14 protein-coding genes are annotated in these 16404 nt (G+C 74.0%); 8 read left to right on the forward strand and 6 right to left on the reverse strand.

Annotated features, from left to right (window positions below):
* Positions 1-16: 16 nt before the first annotated feature.
* The 6 genes from DFQ13_RS29645 to DFQ13_RS29670 all read left to right on the forward strand — a co-directional run bounded on the left by DFQ13_RS29645 (position 17) and on the right by DFQ13_RS29670 (position 7872).
* Entirely contained in the window at positions 17-784 is a 768-nt protein-coding gene (locus tag DFQ13_RS29645; protein ID WP_110082151.1) for a 3-oxoacyl-ACP reductase, read from the forward strand.
* Between the two features lie 638 nt (positions 785-1422).
* Positions 1423-2121: a FadR/GntR family transcriptional regulator gene (locus DFQ13_RS29650; protein ID WP_407643233.1), complete on the forward strand. Its 699-nt coding sequence runs from the start codon at positions 1423-1425 to the stop codon at positions 2119-2121.
* Between the two features lie 1063 nt (positions 2122-3184).
* Entirely contained in the window at positions 3185-4822 is a 1638-nt protein-coding gene (locus DFQ13_RS35355) for a class E sortase (protein WP_233438635.1), read from the forward strand.
* 145 nt (positions 4823-4967) lie between these two features.
* Positions 4968-5681 (forward strand): class I SAM-dependent methyltransferase, encoded by a 714-nt coding sequence (locus DFQ13_RS29660; protein ID WP_110082152.1) that lies wholly within the window; start codon positions 4968-4970, stop codon positions 5679-5681.
* A 456-nt stretch (positions 5682-6137) separates the two neighbouring features.
* Positions 6138-6791: a 4'-phosphopantetheinyl transferase family protein gene (locus DFQ13_RS29665; protein WP_035288660.1), complete on the forward strand. Its 654-nt coding sequence runs from the start codon at positions 6138-6140 to the stop codon at positions 6789-6791.
* A gap of 43 nt (positions 6792-6834) precedes the next feature.
* The gene (locus DFQ13_RS29670; RefSeq protein WP_110082153.1) at positions 6835-7872 is read left to right on the forward strand and encodes an MBL fold metallo-hydrolase; all 1038 of its coding nucleotides are present in this window, start codon (positions 6835-6837) and stop codon (positions 7870-7872) included.
* Here the strand turns inward: DFQ13_RS29670 and DFQ13_RS29675 are convergent.
* The 6 genes from DFQ13_RS29675 to DFQ13_RS29700 form a co-directional block, all read right to left on the reverse strand.
* Entirely contained in the window at positions 7851-8387 is a 537-nt protein-coding gene (locus DFQ13_RS29675) for a methylated-DNA--[protein]-cysteine S-methyltransferase (protein WP_407643232.1), read from the reverse strand. The genes DFQ13_RS29670 and DFQ13_RS29675 overlap by 22 nt on opposite strands.
* A gap of 113 nt (positions 8388-8500) precedes the next feature.
* Positions 8501-9214 carry a hypothetical protein gene (locus DFQ13_RS34225; RefSeq protein ID WP_181400206.1) on the reverse strand — a complete coding sequence of 238 codons (714 nt, stop codon included), beginning with the start codon at positions 9212-9214 and terminating at the stop codon, positions 8501-8503.
* A gap of 39 nt (positions 9215-9253) precedes the next feature.
* Positions 9254-9847 (reverse strand): hypothetical protein, encoded by a 594-nt coding sequence (locus tag DFQ13_RS29685; protein ID WP_052021907.1) that lies wholly within the window; start codon positions 9845-9847, stop codon positions 9254-9256.
* 144 nt (positions 9848-9991) lie between these two features.
* Positions 9992-10510: a winged helix-turn-helix domain-containing protein gene (locus DFQ13_RS29690; RefSeq protein WP_052021906.1), complete on the reverse strand. Its 519-nt coding sequence runs from the start codon at positions 10508-10510 to the stop codon at positions 9992-9994.
* A 174-nt stretch (positions 10511-10684) separates the two neighbouring features.
* Positions 10685-11755 carry a hypothetical protein gene (locus DFQ13_RS29695; RefSeq protein WP_035288655.1) on the reverse strand — a complete coding sequence of 357 codons (1071 nt, stop codon included), beginning with the start codon at positions 11753-11755 and terminating at the stop codon, positions 10685-10687.
* A gap of 22 nt (positions 11756-11777) precedes the next feature.
* The gene (locus tag DFQ13_RS29700) at positions 11778-13403 is read right to left on the reverse strand and encodes an alkaline phosphatase D family protein (protein ID WP_035288652.1); all 1626 of its coding nucleotides are present in this window, start codon (positions 13401-13403) and stop codon (positions 11778-11780) included.
* Between the two features lie 1169 nt (positions 13404-14572).
* Between DFQ13_RS29700 and DFQ13_RS29705 the strand changes: the two genes are divergently transcribed.
* Together DFQ13_RS29705 and DFQ13_RS34575 are read left to right on the forward strand one after the other, a co-directional pair.
* Positions 14573-15337, forward strand: a complete 765-nt coding sequence (locus DFQ13_RS29705) for a bestrophin-like domain (protein WP_035288649.1) — start codon at positions 14573-14575, stop codon at positions 15335-15337.
* Positions 15334-16404: DUF4394 domain-containing protein (locus tag DFQ13_RS34575; protein ID WP_219994698.1), on the forward strand; the 1071-nt coding region annotated here is incomplete at its 3' end. The genes DFQ13_RS29705 and DFQ13_RS34575, both read left to right, overlap by 4 nt.

Consider the following 16404-nt stretch of genomic DNA (forward strand, 5'->3'; position numbering starts at 1 on the left):
ACAGCGGAGGGAAGCGATGGGCAAGCGGCTGGACGGCAGGGTCGCGGTGGTCACCGGCGGCGCCAGCGGCATCGGCCTGGCCTCGGTGCGCAGGCTCGCCACCGAGGGCGCCAGGGTCGTGGTCGCCGACGTGGACCCGGACGCGGGCAGGGCGGCCGCCACGGAGGTCGACGGCCTGTTCGTGCGCACCGACGTCACCAGCGAAGACGACGTCCGGGCGCTGTTCCAGACCACCGTCGACACCTACGGCTCCCTCGACGTCGCCTTCAACAACGCGGGCATCTCCCCACCCGAGGACGATTCGATCCTCACCACCGGCATCGAGGCGTGGAACCGGGTCCAGCAGGTCAACCTGACCTCGGTCTACCTGTGCTGCAAGCACGCCATCGAGCACATGCGCTCCCGCCGCCGCGGCTCGGTGATCAACACAGCCTCCTTCGTGGCGGTGATGGGCGCGGCCACCTCGCAGATCTCCTACACCGCGTCCAAGGGCGGTGTGCTGGCCATGAGCCGCGAACTGGGCGTCCAGTTCGCCCGCGAGGGCATCCGGGTCAACGCCCTGTGCCCCGGCCCGGTCAACACCCCCCTGCTGCGCGAACTGTTCGCCGCCGACCCCGAGCGCGCCGCCCGCAGGCTCGTCCACGTCCCCATGGGCCGCTTCGCCGAACCGGAGGAGATCGCCGCCGCGGTCGCCTTCCTCGCCAGCGACGACTCCTCCTTCATGACCGCCTCCCAGTTCCTCGTCGACGGCGGCATCTCGGGCGCCTACGTCACCCCGCTGTGACCTCCGGCAGCCCCGACCCACCCACCCCGCCCGACGACCCCGGACCGCAGGCGGGGGCCACTGCGCCGGGCGGTTCCCGCCTGCGGGAGGGACGCGCCGCGCCCGGCCACCCCGGATCGCGGGGTGGGTCCGGCGTGGCGGATGGCCCGGGGTTGCGGGAGAAGCCCACTGCCCCCGGGTCGCGGGGTGGGCCTGATGTGGCGGGTGGTCTCGGTTTGCCGGGAGGGACTGTGGTCCCCGGTGGCTTGGGGTCGGTGGGTGGATCTGCCGTTCCCGGTGATCTGGGGTCGCGGAAGGGGTCTGCTGCGCCTGGTGATCCTGGATCGCAGGGTGGATCTGTTGTGGCGGGTGATCCCGGGTCATCGGGTGAGTTCGGTGTGGCGGGTGATCCCGGGTCATCGGGTGAGTTCGGTGTGGCGGGTGGTCCTGGGGCATCGGGTGGGTTCGTTGTGGGCGGTGGGCCCAGGGTGTCGGGTGGGCTCGTCACGCCGGGCGATCCGGGATCGAGGGGTGGGGCTGCTGGGGCGGGCGGTTCGGGGGTGTCGGAGGGGGGTGCTGTGGCGGGCGGACCTCGGTCGTCCGGGGGTGCGGGTGGGGCGGTCGGTGGGAGCGGGTGGGGTGCCGCCGGGGCCGATCCGCTGTTGGAGGAGTTCTTCCGGCCGGTGCGGGCCGGGAACGCGTTCGAGGAGACGGTGGAGCGGATGCTCCAGGCGATCCGGCTCGGGGTGGTGGCGCCGGGGGCGCGGCTGCCCGCCGAGCGGGAGCTGTCGGTCCGGCTCGGGGTGAGCCGGGTGACGCTGCGGGAGGCGCTGCGGGCGTTGCAGCAGGCCGGGTACGTGCAGTCGCGGCGGGGGCGGTACGGCGGCACCTTCGTCCGCCCGGACCCGCCGTCGCGCACGCCGCCGCGGCCGCGGGCGGAACTGGCCGCGGAACTGGAGGACACCCTCACCCTGCGCGCGGTGCTGGAGTCCGGTGCCGCCGAGGTCGCCGCCTCCCGCGCCCTGCCCCCTCGGCTGCGCAGGCACCTGCGCGCCCGCCTCGACGACTGCACCGGTGCGGTCCCGGCGGACTACCGCCGCCACGATTCCCGCCTGCACCTGGCCATCGCCGAAGCCGCGGCGGCCCCGTCCCTCACCGGCGCCGTCGCCGACGTCCGCACCCGGCTCAACGCCCTCCTGGACGCGATCCCCCTCATCCCGCCCAACATCGCCCACTCCGACCACCAGCACGCGCTGGTCATCACCGCCATCCTCGACGGCGACCCGCCCGCCGCCCGCGCCGCCATGGCCGAACACCTCGCGGGCACCGCCTCCCTGCTGCGCGGCTTCCTCTCCTGAAGCCCCCCACCCGCCGTCGCGGTGTGTGCTGCACCCGGTTCACACCACCCGAACGGCCCGGTGACCTATCGTCTTGGGGTGAATCCGCCGCAGTGAACCGACGACAGGGGGTGGGCAAGTGGCACAGGACGACCGGCGCCCCCCGCCGCCCGGGCCACCCCCGGCCCGCCCGGCGCCCCCCACCTCCCACCCGCCGACCAGCGGATACGGCGGCCGAGGCGCCCGCCTGGACACCCCGCCGCCACCCCACCGCCAGCCCCCCGGCGCCCCCGACCCCGGCAACCACCCGAACGGCGGTTCCCCCCACTCGCGCCCCCCGGCCCCCACCCCCCAAGCCGCGAACGGCCACCCCGCGCCGAACACGCGCGGGCCTCGACACCGCCCCGCCCTCCCCGAGCCGACCAACGGCCACCCGGCACCGCCAAGAGGCGCCGGGCCTGCGGGTGACGGCCGTCCGGCTGCGCCGCAGGACAGGTGGGAGGGCGATCCGCGTCCCGGCGCCGCCGCCCCGACCAACGGGCACCCCCTGCCGCCGCCCCCCGGGTCGCCGGGCGGCTGGGAGGCGGAACAGCGCTCCGGCACGCTCAACGCGGCAGGCGGCCCCCCCGTGCCTCCGCGAGGTGCTCCACGCCCACCCCAGGGGCAGCCGTTCCCCGGTGGCCGGCAGGGCGAGCACCCCGCCGACGCGACCGGTGGCCGCCCGGCAACCCCGCCGCAGGCCAATGGCCACTCCGCTCCGCCGGGGGCCTGGGAACAGGACCAGCGCCCCGGTACACCCGCGCGACCCAACGGTCATCCGGTGCCGCCGCGCCCGGCGGCAGGGCTTGATTCCCCGCAAGGTCGGGAGGGCGAGCAGCGCTCCGGCACACCCGCGCGGTCCAACGGTCACTCGGTGTCGCCGCGTCCGGCCGCGGGGCTTGATTCCCCGCAAGGCTGGGAGAGCGGGCAGCGCGCCGGCGCACCTGAGCGGTCCAATGGCCATTCCGTGCCAGGGTCTGGTTCCTCGCAGGCGTGGGAGGGTGGGCAGCGTTCCGGTGCGCCTGCTCGGCCCGATGATCATGCGGTGCCGCCGCGTCTGGCCGCAGGGCTTGATTCCCCGCAGGGCTGGGAGGGCGAGCAGCGCTCCGGTGCACCCGCGCGGTCCGATGGACACCGTTCTGCCGCGGGGCCTGGTTCCTCGCAGGCACGGGCGGGCGGGCAGCGTTCCGGTGGTCCCGAGGGGCACTCGGGCGCGATCGCGAGCCGCCCGGCGTCCTCGGAGGTCCAGTACGGCGGGCGGCGCGCAGGCGCCCTGCCCACCGGCGGCCACCCCGTGCCGAATGGGGCACCCCAGCCGACCCACGGGCACCCGATCCCGTCCGACGAACGGCGACCGGATGCCGAGGCGGTGCCGCCGACCCCCGGGGGGCGCAGGCGCAGGCCCGACGGTGATGCCCCGCCGCCTCCGCCCGCCCGGCCCGGTGGCAGGCGCAGGCGGGCCGAGCCCGAGGCGTTCGACCTGCCCACCGACATCAACCGGCCCGACGGTGACCTGCTCGACCCGGGCACCCTCGTCCCCGGTGGGGTCGCCCCACCGCGGCGGGGGGCACCGGTCGACGCCCCGACCGAGGTGCTGGCCCCGGCCACCGAGGTCATCCCGCGAATCCGGCCGGACCTCGACAAGCCGACCGAGCGCATCGCCGCCGCACCCGCTCCCACCGCTCTCGTCCCCGGACCGGAGACCGACGGCGACCCGATCGACCGAGGTGACGGCCACGCCGACCACGGCGAGGACGACCACGGCGAGGACGACCACGGCGAGGACGACCACTACGACGACGAGTACGACGACTACGACGACGAGTACGACGACTACGACGAGGACGAGGACACCGAGCCCGCACCCGAGGCGAGCCGGGTCGCCAAGGCGATCACGGCGGCGGGCGAGGTCATGGTCACCCTCGGCGTGGTCGTGCTGCTGTTCGTGGTCTACGAGGTGTGGATCACCGACCTGATCTCCGCGGGCAAGCAGGACGACGTGACCTCCGCCCTGGACGAGCAGTGGAACGCCCCCGGTGACGACCCGCAGCGGCAGCAGCGCTTCGAGTTCGCCGAGGGGGAGGGGATGGCGAAGCTCTACATCCCCGCGCTCGGCGAGGACTACAAGTTCACCGTCGTCGAGGGGACCACCGACGCCGACCTGGAGATCGGGCCGGGGCACTACAAGAACTCCGCGCTGCCCGGGCAGCGGGGGAACTTCGCCGTGGCGGGGCACCGGGTGGGCAAGGGGGCGCCGTTCAACGACCTCGACCTGCTCCAGGCGTGTGACGCCATCGTGGTGGAGACGCAGACGAGCTGGTTCGTCTACCGGATGCTGCCCACCGACGCCGACGCGCGGACCTGGGCGCAGTCCAAGGCGGCGGACCCGAAGTGCGCGGGCAAGGACGGCGGGTCGAAGGTCGAGCCGCTCGGCGGCGAGTACGCGAAGGCGACCGGCAGGCAGATCGTGACCCCGCAGCAGAGCGAGGTCGTGGCCCCGGTGCCGGGCAAGGTCGACTCGACGCTGGCCAAGGACGAGCGGTTGAAGCTGATCACGCTGACCACCTGCCACCCGAAGTTCTCCAACAAGGAGCGGATGATCCTGCAGGGGGTCATGGTCCGGGAGCAGCCGAAGACCGCGGACCACACCGTCGTCCCCGTCGAGCTGGGCGAGACCGGTTGACTCTGAGTGACGGCTTCGCTGCGTTCGCGTCATCTCAGTGTCACCAAGATTCACTCGCTCAGCCCAATAAGTGATCAAAAACTTGTCATCGACCACTGTGCGCCGTAGACCAACACCTTCAGCTGATGTATTCGGTGGAGGAAATATGAGCCAAACGGTGAACTCCAACTGGCAGGGCTTCTGGGCCGAACTGCCCAAGGAGCGCGGCGGCGCCGTGTGGGACAGCGCGGGCGAGGAGACGGCGACCGCGCAGCTGCCCTGGTTCCGACCGCACTTCGCCGAGGGGCTGCCCGTCCTCGACATCGGCTGCGGCAACGGCACCCAGTCCGCCGCCCTGGCCCAGGCGTTCCCCCGCGTGCTGGGGCTCGACTTCGCCCCGGCCGCCATCGAGCACGCCCGGCAGTTGCAGGCCGACAGCCCGGTGGAGTTCCGCACCTTCGACCTCGCCGACACCGCCGCCGCCGAGGCGCTGCACGCCGAGCTGGGCGACGTGAACGTCTACCTGCGCGGCGTGCTGCACCAGATGCCCGACGAGCGCCGCCCCGACGCCGCCGCCTCGCTGGCGGTCCTGCTGGGCGAGACCGGTCACCTGTTCGCCGTCGAGCTGTCCCCGGCGGCCGGGCAGACCATCCAGTCCGCCGTGGCGAAGGCGCCGGACGCGGTGCCGAAGATGCGCATGGTGTTCAAGCACAACCTGACGCCCGCCGCCTGGCTGGACGGGAAGCTGGAGGCCGTGCTCGGCGGCGCGGGCCTGGAGATCGTGACCGGCGGCGCCACGACCCTGCACGGCACCGACCGCCTGCCCGACGGCACCCCGCTCGACCTGCCGATGAACTACGTGGTGGCCCGCCGCGGGTGAGCCGCGTGCTGTTGATTGCGGGGTTTTGGTGGGTGCGCCCGGCTGGGTGGATGTGTTTGGCCGGGGCCCCTATGGCGATCATGTGTTCCAGTGCGTCAGGTGGGGCTGAAAAGATGCCCCACCGCCCAGGCAGGCTGTCACATGATCGCCACCCCCGGCCAAACACATCCACCCACCCGGGCAGGGCCGTAGCCGGGCCGGCGGTTTTCGGGGCGGTCGGCTGACCAAGCACATCCACCCGCGTGAGCCTCTGCTTGGCCGGGCCGGCGGTTGCGGGGTGGTCGGCTGACCAAGCGCATCCACCCGCCCGGTTCTCTGCTTGGCCGGGCCTGCGGTTCGTGGGTGGCCGGGCGGCTTCGAGGACGGGTCCTGGGGGCGTGGGACGGACGTGATCCGGGACCACGCCCCTCCCGCCGCGGGGGGTGCCCCGGCTAGGGTGCTCCCCGTGGTGACCCCATGATCGAGAAGATCCTGCCCGCCGCTGTCGTCGCGGTGGAGGCGTACGACGACCCGCCGGAGGCCGTGCTCCTGCCCGAGGAGGAGCCGTGCGTGGCGAAGTCCGTCGACAAGCGCAGGCGCGAGTTCACCACCGTCCGGCACTGCGCGCGGCAGGCGCTGGCCCGGTTGGGCCGCCCGCCCGCGGCGATCGTCCCCGGTGAGCGCGGTGCCCCGGGGTGGCCGGACGGGGTGGTGGGCAGCATGACCCACTGCGCCGGGTACCGGGCCGCGGTGCTGGCCGAGGCGGGCGAGATCATCACCGTGGGCATCGACGCCGAGCCGCACGTGCCGCTGCCCGAGGGCGTGGAGAGCGCGGTGACCCTGGCCGACGAGCGGGTGCACCTGGCCGAGTTGGCCGCGGCGCACCCCGGGGTGCACTGGGACAAGCTGCTGTTCGCGGCCAAGGAGAGCGTCTACAAGGCGTGGTTCCCGTTGGCCAGGGAGTGGCTGGGGTTTTCCGACGCGCGGTTGCGGTTCGACCCGGCGGGCACCTTCACCGCCGAGTTGCTCGTCGACGGCCCCCGGGTCAAGGGGGAGGTGCTGCGCGGGTTCCAGGGCCGGTGGCTGGCCGAGGGCGGGTTCGTGGTCGCCGCGATCGCCATCGCCGTCTGACTTGGTAGGTTGCGCTGAGCAACCAACTCCAGCGGAGGCGACGATGGCGGCAGGCTCGGGACCGTGGGCGGAACCCGGGGCGTTCGAGGTGGCCCCGGGCGTGCACCGCATCCCGCTGCCGCTGCCCGGTGACGGCCTGCACGCGGTCAACGTCTACAGCGTCGAGACCGCCGACGGGCTGGTGCTGATCGACTCCGGTTGGGGGTTGCGGGAGGCGCGCGACCTGCTGGAGTCCGCGCTGAACTCCCTCGACCACGACTTCGGCTCGGTGTCGCGGTTCCTGGTCACCCACATGCACCGCGACCACTACACGATGGCCGTGGAGCTGCGCCGGATGTTCGGCACCCGGATCGCCCTCGGCATCGGTGAGCAGCCCAACCTCGACGTGGTCCTCGCGGGCGAGGCCGAGCGCCAGGTGAGCGACCTGCGCGCCTGGGGCGCGACCGCCCTGCAGTCGAAGCTGCGGGCGATGCTGGGTCAGCGCGACCCCGGCCGCCCCAGCTACGAGCTGCCCGACGAATGGCTCTCCGGGACCCAGGACATCGTCCTCGGCGACCGCACCCTCACCGCCGTGCCGACCCCCGGCCACACCCGCGGGCACGTCGTGTTCGTCGACGCGGCGGCCGGGCTGCTGTTCGCCGGGGACCACGTGCTGCCGCACATCACCCCGTCGATCGGCTTCGAGCCCGCCCGGGCCCGGCTGCCGCTGGGCGACTACCTGGACTCGCTGCGGCTGATGCGCACCCACCCCGACATGCGGCTGCTGCCCGCGCACGGCCCGGTGGCCCCCAGCGTGCACGCCAGGGTGGACGAGCTGCTGGAGCACCACGAGCAGCGGCTGGCGCGCACCGCCGAGGCCGTCCGCGACGGCGCGGGCACCGCGTTCGAGGCCGCCCGCCGCCTGGGCTGGACCCGGCGCGAGCGCGCCTTCGACACCCTCGACCTGTTCAACCAGGTGCTGGCCGTCGGGGAGACCGCGGCGCACCTGGACGTGCTCGTCGTCCGCGGCGCGCTCAAGTCGTCCACCGCGGACGGTGTGGTGGAGTACGCGGCGCCCGGTCAGTCGAACAGCGAGGGCTGACCGCCCGGGGCGGCGCCCTCGATCCCCAGCATCCGCAGCTTGGTGGCGGCACCGGCGCCCGCGGAGAACCCGCCGACCTTGCCGCCCGCGCCCAGCACCCGGTGGCACGGCACGACGACCGGGTACGGGTTGGCGCCCATGGCCTGCCCCACCGCCTGCGCGGACCCCGGAGCGCCGACCGCCCTGGCGACCTCGCCGTAGGTGGTGGTCTCGCCCGGCGGCACGGTGCGGATGAACTCGTAGGCGCGGCGGTGGAACTCGGGGATGCCGGTCGGGTCGACCGGGATGTCGCGCAGGTCGTCGCGCTCGCCCCCGAGCAGGCGGGCGATCCGGCGGACCGCGTCCGCCACCGGCCCACCGGGTTCAGTGGGCACCGGGTCGGCGATCCGCCCGCGCAGGTGCGCCTCGGTGCCCGCCCGGTCGCCGCCGGGCAGCTCCACGGCCACCAGGCCGCGGTCGTTCCAGGCCAGCGCGCACCAGCCCAGCGGCGTGTCGAACATCGTGTACGCGGTCACCGCCGCATTCTCGCGCCCCGCGCGCACCGAACCCCGCGCCGGGGTGGCGGCGCGGGGTTCGGCTGATCGCACGGCGTCCCGGCTCCGGTGGTTTCCGGGACCGGGACGGTGGATCAGGTGTGCAGCAACTGGTTGAAGAAGGAGCGGTAGCGGCGCAGGGCCTGGCGCAGGTCCTCGGTGTGCGCCTCGCTGTCGCCGCCGCCCTGCCACTGGCCCTCCAGGCCGCGCTTGTGCTCGGCGAAGGTCTTGGCCAGGTTCTGCATGACCTCGGCCACCAGGTGGTCGGCGTCGCGGACTGCCTCGCGCGGGTCGTCGACGAAGTTCGCCTGGACCTTCGACCACTCGCCCCGGAAGCGCTCCACCTCGGCGTCGGCGAACAGTTCCGCGCCGGGCTCCTCGGCCTCGCCCGCCGCGGGGGTGCCGCGCTCGCGCTGCCCGTGCTCCGCCTGGGGCTGCTCGGTGGACTCCGGGTAGCCGGGCGACCGGTTCGGGTCCACCGGGGGCTGGGCTTCGTAGGTGGGCGCGCCGTCCCAGTTGCCCCGGTCGGACTGGCCGGACTGGCGGTCGGTGTCCCGCGGGTCGGTGACGTCGGCGGTGGCGAACCCGCTGTGGTGCTCGCCGCGGTCGCCGTCAGCGGTGCGGTCCGGGTTCTGGTCCGCGTCGCGGTGGTGGGTCGCGTCCTGGTCGTCGTGGTGCCCACCGGTCGACCGGTCGGCGGTGTGCGGACCGTCGGTCCTGGGGTCCACAGTGGACTTCGCCGGGCTGGAGTCGGACACCAGGTCCTCGGTGTGCAGTCGATGGTCGTCGGAAGTGGTGCTGTTGCGCATGGTGGTGTCTCCGGTTCGGGGGATCGGGGGGAGCGGTGCTCAGCGCTTGGCGGTCGGGCGGTGCGGCGCGTCGCCGTCCACCGCGTGTCCGTCGTTGCCGCCGCGGTGCCCGTCGCCGCCCAGGAGGTCGGTGAACAGGTCGCGGTAGTGCACCATCGCCTCGCGCAGCTCCTCGGTGGAGGCGTTCTCCTTGCCGCGCACCCGGTGCGCCGCGCGGTAGTGCTCCATGGTGGACGCGTGCTCGACGGACAGCCTGCGCACGCGGTCCTCGTGCGAACCGTCGGTCGGGTAGCCGCGCTCGGCCATCACGACGGTGACCAGCCGGTCGGCCTCCTGCACCGCGGGGGCGGGGCGGTCGACGAACTGCTCCTGCACGCCCCGCCACTGCGCGGCGTAGCGGTCGCGCGCCTGCGGCTCCAGCGGCCGGATGTCCAGCTTGGCGTGTTCCTTCTCCCGCTCCAGCAGCTCGCGCTCGGCGTCCTTGCGGGGGTGCTCGGCGACCGTCCGGTCGTACTCGGGGCCGAACCGCTCGCGCAGGTGCTTGCGCCGGGACTGCATCCTGGCGACCACTGCCACCAGCGCGATGATGACGACGGCCGCGACGACAATGCCGATGATCGCGCCTGTCGACATGGGGTTCTCCTTTCAGTGCAAGGAATTCCTCCTCGTTGTTCGGTGACGTACCACCCGTGCCGAACCTGAAACGGAGATGGGGCCACGTTGGGCCATTTGCCGCACCCCGGTGTGCTCCGGGGGCGGGTTGTCCGCTGTGGACGGTCAGGGCTCCAGGGAGACCAGGTCGCGGTCGCCGAACTGGTAGCCGACGCCGCGCACGGTGCGCACCAGCGGCACCGTGGGGTCGATCTTGCTGCGCAGCCTGCGGATGTGCACGTCCACGGTGCGCTCGCTGACGTAGGAAGTGCCCCACACCGCGCTCATCAGCGCCTGCCTGCGGTGCACCCGGTTCGGGTGCCCGGCCAGGTAGGCCAGCAGGTCGAATTCCAACCTGGTCAGTTCCACCTCGTGCCCGTGCCAGAGCACCCGGCGCGAACCGGTCAGCACCCGCAGCGGGGCCCGGACGGCCCGCGGCAGCGGCACCACCACCCCCAGCGGGGGCGTCTCGTCGACGGTGACCGCGGCGGTCACCCCGTCGTGCCTGCCGAGCGCGTGCAGGGCGTCGGCCAGTTCCCCGGCCAGCGCGGGCACCGCCGCGGCGGCGGCGGTGAGGTGCACGGTCAGGGTGAGCCGGGTCGGGCGGGTGGCGCTGGACCGGTGGTCGGAGAGTGCGGCAACCATGGTTGAACCCCTAGTGGTGTGAGTCGGGAAGCGGGTGTGGCGGGAGCGGGCGAACGGGGTCGCTCAGCTCGGACATCGCTTGCCGTTGATCACGGTAGGGGGCACGTCGGACAGTCGACCAGGGGACTAATGCCTGGTCAACGGTGTTCCGCAGCGTGGGATGCGTAGCTCAGGTCACTCCGCTGTCACCCCGGCGGCGGTTTCCACCGCGAGGTACGGGTGCACCGGGGCGTCCCCGCCGCGCGGCAGGAACCACTCGTCGAAGTCCAGGCCGGGGGTGCCGAGCAGGTCGATGTCGTCCTCGTCGGCGTCCGCGCCCTCGCCCTGGTCGTAGAGGCGCTCGTGCTCCACGCCGCCGAGCACGTGCTCGTCGAACGCGGCCATGATCTCCTTCATCGGCAGCTCGTCGATCAGCCCGGCCAGCTCGAGCTGCACCGCCGCCTCGGTCTTGAGCACGTGCAGCGCCAGCGCCTCGGCCGTGCACAGCGGCGCGGTCCAGCCCGGCTGGGTCAGCCGGTGGCCCAGGATCGCGGTGATCACCAGGAACTGCTTGGCGAACAGGGCGCCGTAGTGGTCGGCGTAGCGCTGCGGGAGCTGGTCGAGCACGCTGAGCGCCTCCACCTCGCTGGCCGAGGTCTCCGCGTCCTCCAGCTCCTGCACGTCGGCGAACAGCTCGTCGGTGAGGACCTCCATGCCCTGCACCATGGCCCCGGCGACCAGCCGGGCCGCCTGCGCCGACACCGCGCAGGACGGGTCGTCGGCGACGTGACCGAACGCCTCCGGGCCCACCGCGCGAAGCTGCGCCGAGGACGCCTCCAGCTCGTCGCGCAGCGCGGCGACCTCCTCCTCCGACAGCTCCCCGTCCTCGTCGTCGGAGTCCTCGGCGACCTCGACGTCGCCGAGCGCGGCCGCCAGGTCGTCGTCGGTGGCGATGACCTCGCACCGGCCCACCGACCAGCCCTCCAGCAGGTCGGTCTGGGCCAGCAGCTCGGTCAGCACGTGCCGGGCCGCCTCCTCGGCGAAGGCCAGCGCGGGGGCGTCCAGCAGCCAGGTGATGACCGCCCCGTGCGGGTGCACGGCGACCCGGTGGTCGAGCGGTTCCACCTCCAGCCCGTCCGGCCCCTCGATCCCGGCGAGCAGGTCGAGCTGCTCGTCGAGCAGGGCGGCGACGCCGTGCTGCTGCAGCGGGTCGAGACCGGGGAGGTCCGGGGCGGGGGCGACGTCGGCGGTGAGCTGGTATTCCACGCACCCGAGTCTAGAAGCCCCGTCAGTCGACGAGGGCGATGGGCGCCCGTGGCCGCAGGTACGGGCCGTCCGCGCCGGTGCCCGCCTGCTCGATGACCATGTCCGCGCGGCGCCCGCGCACCCGCAGGGTGGCCACCGCGTTGCCGAAGTAGGGGCCCGCCGCCTTCGTCCAGTCCACCGGCAGCGGCTCGATCTCCTCGGAGCGGTACATCCACCGGCGCAGCCCGTTGGCCAGCGGCCGCCACCAGGCCAGCTTGAACAGCGGCCGCATGTACCCCTCGATGCTGTTGTGCAGCGGCGAGCAGGTCAGTTGCCACACCCTGGCGTTGACCTCCCGGTCGAAGGTGGCCTCGGCGGCGTAGACGTGGTGCACGTCGCCGGAGAGCACGCAGACCGACGCCGCGCTGCCCTCGGCGATGCGGCGGATGAGCCGGGTCAGCCGGTCGTAGGAGCCGCGGAAGGACGGCCAGTGCTCCAGGTCGGCGCCCTGGCGCAGCTTCTCCGCCAGCCGCCCGCGCCAGTCGGTGCGCCGGGCGGCGACCTCGTTCATCGACTGGGCGTGGCTGACCACGTGCGGCATCAGCCACGGCAGCGAGGAGCCGATGAGCAGGTGGTCGTAGTCGCCGTCGGCGTTCTCCTCGATCCACTCGAACTCGCCGTCGCCGACCATGGAGCGGTGCCCGTCCTTGAGGATGCGCCCGGAGCGGGTGTCGATGACCAGCAGCCGCACGTTGCCGAAGTCGCGGCGGTAGCTCCAGCGGGTGCCCTTGCGCCCGTTGACCTCCTGGGCGGCGACCTCGGCGAACGCGCGCAGCACGCCCTCGGCGTCGCCGGAGCGGCCCTCGGCCAGCACCGCGGCGAAGGTCTTGTCCTCGGCCAGCTCGTCCGGCGACAGGTTGCCGATGTGCTGGTAGATCCAGTACGTGACCAGCGCGCCCTGCTCGCGCTCGGCCCACCAGGAGGTGGCCTCGATGGCGTCGCGCCAGTCCTGGGAGGTGTTCCAGTCGTCGCGCACGTCGTGGTCGTCGAAGACCATCGAGGTGGGGACGGTGGACAGCAGCCAGCGGATCAGCGGGGTCGACCAGGACTCGTGGTAGAGCCGGACGTACTCCTCGAAGTTCGCCACCTCCACCCCGGGCGGCTCGTCCAGCGAGCGCCGGGTGGAGATCCACTCCTGGGTCGCCTTGCTGGTCTCGTCGGCGTACACCTGGTCACCGAGCATGACCATGGAGTCCGGCCAGTCCCGCTCGTCCTGGGTGCTCATCCGCACCGCGTAGGCGGCGAGCGCGTCGGTGCCCCACTTCTTGTTCTCCGCCGGGTCCTCGCTCTCGGGCTTGCGGCAGGACCCGAACAGCATCAGGAAGTCCTTGTCGCCGCCGACGGGCAGCGTGCGGATGCGGCTGGGCGGCAGGTCGGAGTCGGGCAGCGGCCAGCGGACCTCCCCGTCCAGGCGCACCTGGTACTCCAGCGACGTCGCCGGTTCCAGGTCGGTGAGCACGACCAGCGCGTAGTGGCGGCCCGCGACCCGGAAGGTGGGGACCTCCCGGCCCCCGACGTCGACCGAGCACGCGGCGTCGGTCTCCACCCACACCGTGGCCGACCGGTCGTCCACGTGCCGCAGCAGCGGCCCCAGCAGCAGCTCAGCCATGTCAACTCCTCTGCTCCGACTCGACGACCGGACGACCATATCCGCAGTCCAGCGACCCCGCCCACGGGTGTGGAATCCACTGTGGACCCACTGTGGCGGACGCGCCTGGCGTCGTTGGTCGCTTCGGCGCAGCCCTGCTGGGCCGAATGGGTGTTCGACACGTGCGAATGGCCCAACGGGTCTTCCCGGTGACCCGCCGCGTCCGGGTCCCCGCGCGGTCGTCACGAGGGTCTGAGCGCGTTCCGGCCCGCGAGGGCGCATGCTGCCAGGTGTGCGCCGCGTCCGGCGCGCAGGGGGCGCCATGAGTTCGGTCACCCTCCCCGGGCGCGGCTTCCGCGCCCGGGGGACCGGGCCGCGCGGCGGTGGCGGGGCGCCGGACGGCAAGTCCGGAGTGGACGGTCGGTTGCCGCTCGACCACCCCCGCGACCGGTCGCGCCGACCCCGCTCCCCGGGGTCGCGACCGTGACCGGTCCACGGTCGCGGGTAACCCGATCGAGTACTTCGATCACGAACACCTCGCCAGGTGCCCCCTCCCTCGGCCAGAGTTGGAACGCTCGCACCCGCGCGCGCCGCGCGCCGCGTCCGACAGAGCACCCGCGACACCCCGCCGGTGCTGACGGCGACTGCGAGGAACAGGAGATCGGGCACTTGGACGACGTGGTCCCGCTGCCGCTCCCGCACGCGGTCGACCGGCCCCGCCCGGCGCCGCCCGCGGGTGGTCGGTCCGCGCCGCGGCCCGGGGGGCGGACGCGTCGACGTGAAGATCCTCCGCCTGTGCCCCAGGGGACCCGGCGGCGGACCGCGCCCGGTCCCGACACCCGGTTGGCGGCTCGCGCGCGGGACACCGGCGGGGCCAGGATCACCGGGGGCGGTAGGGTCCTCCTGCTCCCCGGCGAGGCGAACCGCGATCCCGGTCAGCCCGGGGCCCCGGACACCCGGCGCCCCGGTCGCGGGCGGAGCGGACACCCCACCCCCGGACGGGACGCGCCTTCCCGTGCCGGTGCCCGACCCGGCGCGCCCCGGCTCCCCCGCAGCGCACCCCGGCCCGGCGCGCGACCGGCGACACCGGCCCGCCGCGCGGCGGGACAGCTCCTCCGAGAACGGCAGGCACCTCTGCCTCCACCGGCCGACGGCCGCCCCCGGGCGGCGGGCCGGGAAAGGGAACACGCATGAACACCTACTTCCAGGGGCTGCTCTGGGTCCTGGGCGCCGCGGCGGTCGCCGCCGCGATCGCCTACTTCCTGCGCCACGTCGGCGAGACCGAGGGCACGGTCGAGAACAACGAGTCCGCCGGGCAGGTGTTCACCATCGTCGGCGGGCTGCACGCGGTCCTGCTGGCGTTCGTGCTGATCTCGCTGTTCGACGGCACCACCGCCGCCGAGGACGGCTCCTACCGCGAGGCCGACAGCGTCGTCGCCGCGTCCTGGGCCGCCGACGCCCTGCCCGAACCCACCCGGACCGAGGTCCGCGACCTGGCCGCCCGGTACGCCCAGGAGGTCGCCGACGTCGAGTGGCCGATGATGGCCACCGGCAACGGCGAGGTCGGCGACAAGGGCTGGGCGCTGCTGGACGAGCTGCGCACCACGATCCGCGAGGCCCAGGCGAACGACGACTTCCAGAACGACCAGAAGAACCTCGCCTCGGACAAGCTCTGGGAGGCCTACGAGGCCCGCCAGCAGCGGCTCAACACCGCGGGCGGCGACGGCGTCACCGACGTGGTGTGGTTCGCCCTGGTGCTCGGCAGCGTCATGACGATCTCGCTGGCCCTGCTGTTCGGCGGACCGCAACCGCTGGTCCACATCATCATCGTCGGCATCCTGGCCGGTCTGCTGTCCCTGCTGCTGTTCGCCACCTACCAACTGCAGAACCCGTTCGCGGGCGCGGCGAAGGTGGAACCGGCGGCCTTCGAAGCCGTACTGGCCCGCTTGCGATGAGGCGCCCCCAGGCCGTCCTGTCCGCCATCGCCGTGTCCACGGTGCTGGCGGGCACGGCGCTGCTCACCGCCGACCCGGACCCGGTCCTGCTGACCGCGGGCCCACCCGCCCCGGCCGACTGCACCTTCTTCCGGGTCACCAGCAGCGGCCACGGCCTGTCGACCCTCAGCTCGATCGACCTGGCCGCGGGCACGGCCACCCGGGTGCGCACCCTCGAGTTCCGGGCCGCCGCCCTCGGCTACGCGAACGGCCGCATCTACGCCCTCACCGACGAGGGCTTCCACCCCACCTCCCGCCTGATCACCATGGACACCACGGGCAAGGTCCTCTCGACCACCCCCCTGCGCGACACCGCCCACGGCGGCTTCGGCATCCGGGGCGGCGCGGTCGCCAACGGCCACTTCCACGTCATCGCGGGCACCACCCTGCTCTCCATCCGCCTCAGCGACGCCGTGGTCGACGCCCGGGTCCACCTGTCCCTGTCCGGCATCACCGTCGACGACCTCGCACACCGCCCGGCCGACGGCCGCCTCTACGGCGTGTCCACCCCGGTGCTGTTCCCCGGCCAGGGCCGCGCGGTCCGAATCGACCCGGCCACCGGCTCGGTCACCCAGACAGGCCAGAACCCCCTCCCGGTCAGCACCTCCTACGGCTCGGTGGTCCTCGCCCCCGACGGCGCCCTCTACCCGGTCTCCAACCGCACCAACGGCCGCTCCCGCGTCTACCGCCTCCCCCTGACCCCCGGCGGCAGCCCCACCGAAACCCTCGTCCTCCCCCCGGCGGACTCCGCCGACGCCTCCGAGTGCGTCCCCCGCCCGGCACCCCCCACCACCCCACCGCCGCCCCCACCCCCCACCCCACCCCCGCCGCCCCCGCCCCCGCCCGTCCCGGACCGGCCCACAACGCCCACCCCCCCCCCCCCCCCCCCCCCCCCCCCCCCCCCCCCCCCCCCCCCCCCCCCCCCCCCCCCCCCCCCCCCCCCCCCCCCCCCCCCCCCCCCCCCCGGCCGCCGCCCCCCCCCCCCCCCGGGGCCCACAAACCCCCCCCCCGCGACCCCCACACCCACC

This window comes from Actinokineospora spheciospongiae (assembly GCF_003182415.1).
Lineage (GTDB): Bacteria > Actinomycetota > Actinomycetes > Mycobacteriales > Pseudonocardiaceae > Actinokineospora > Actinokineospora spheciospongiae.